This window comes from Bartonella sp. TS25HLJMH (assembly GCF_042193505.1).
Lineage (GTDB): Bacteria > Pseudomonadota > Alphaproteobacteria > Rhizobiales > Rhizobiaceae > Bartonella > Bartonella grahamii.
The window spans coordinates 1-1021 of the sequence record NZ_JBHILV010000084.1; the positions used below are offsets into that span (position 1 = coordinate 1).

Annotated in this window: 2 protein-coding genes; one reads left to right on the plus strand and one right to left on the minus strand. The window is 34.9% G+C overall.

The features are described 5' to 3' along the window. Positions 1–53: 53 nt before the first annotated feature. Entirely contained in the window at positions 54–401 is a 348-nt protein-coding gene (locus ACFINF_RS09355) for a hypothetical protein (RefSeq protein WP_375620608.1), read from the minus strand. Between the two features lie 95 nt (positions 402–496). Here ACFINF_RS09355 and ACFINF_RS09360 point away from each other — a divergent pair, with 95 nt between their 5' ends. Continuing rightward, the gene (locus ACFINF_RS09360) at positions 497–808 is read left to right on the plus strand and encodes an XRE family transcriptional regulator (RefSeq protein ID WP_375620609.1); all 312 of its coding nucleotides are present in this window, start codon (positions 497–499) and stop codon (positions 806–808) included. Positions 809–1021: the final 213 nt, after the last annotated feature.

The following is a 1021-nucleotide window of genomic DNA, read 5'->3' on the forward strand; positions in this document are numbered from 1 at the left end:
CAAATCCGTGTGTAGAGTTTCTTCAATATTCCGTTTCTCATGATCTTTCTTCTTTAAGAGTGTGAAGGCTGCTGTTGTGACAGAGCGCGTTGTTTACATGCTTTCACACGTACAGGGGAACAATCAACGAATGCGGATGTTGGAGATAATTTTTTTTCTTTCATCAAATCTTGCAAACGCTCAGGATAGAAAAAATCCTCTGGACGTAGATCAATGTTGTGCCGTTGAGCATAAATGAGTAGTTGTGCCTGATAAGTTGAAGGAAACAACCCACCGGCACCGCCTTTTTTCTTGGAGTAGGTTATACGATAAACAGCGCCTTTACATTTATGTAAAATGCGTGCAACCTTTGTGACACCCCCTAAATATTTTATAAGCGTATATGCTGGCTCTTGTTTCATATTAGTATAATTTCATAAATTCTGAATTTTATCAATAGTAAAAATTCAGAATTTATTTAATTGATTTTTCACTCAATCTGAAAGAATTTAATTATATGGAACGTGAACAGTTAAGATTATGGCTTAATGAGCAATTAGTAAAAAAAGGACACGGCAGCAAAAAAATGCTGGCTAAGCATTTAGGTGTGTTGCCTTCCACTCTTACCAGCATATTAAATAACTCAGGCACAAACCGCTCGATAAAGGCAGATGAATTAATAAAAATTATTAATTTTATTGGCGAGGTCCCACCTTTTTTAATCGAGGGGTCTGGACAATTTGTTAGTCTTTTTTATCAAGCAAAGCCTGAAGTTCAGCAAGCTGTTTTAACGATTCTTCAGAATTCTGGCCAATCAGACAAAAAATAATAGCAGCTATCACCTTTTTATCCCCATAATTCCAAAGTTTTTTTAGCGTTTCTTCATCCACTATTAGCCTCCATATGCAAAATATTTCATATTTTATGAAATTTATTATTGACATATTTCATTAAAAATGAAATACATATATTCCATAAACCACGCACAAACAATTGCCAAGAGGCGTTAGGGAGGAGCAATTATGGAAAATCCAATTCTTAT

Bases quoted from the DNA above. Each gene is read 5' to 3' on its own strand.
- ACFINF_RS09355 (WP_375620608.1), bottom strand. From the start codon at position 401: ATGAAACAAGAGCCAGCATATACGCTTATAAAATATTTAGGGGGTGTC.
- ACFINF_RS09360 (WP_375620609.1), top strand. From the start codon at position 497: ATGGAACGTGAACAGTTAAGATTATGGCTTAATGAGCAATTAGTAAAA.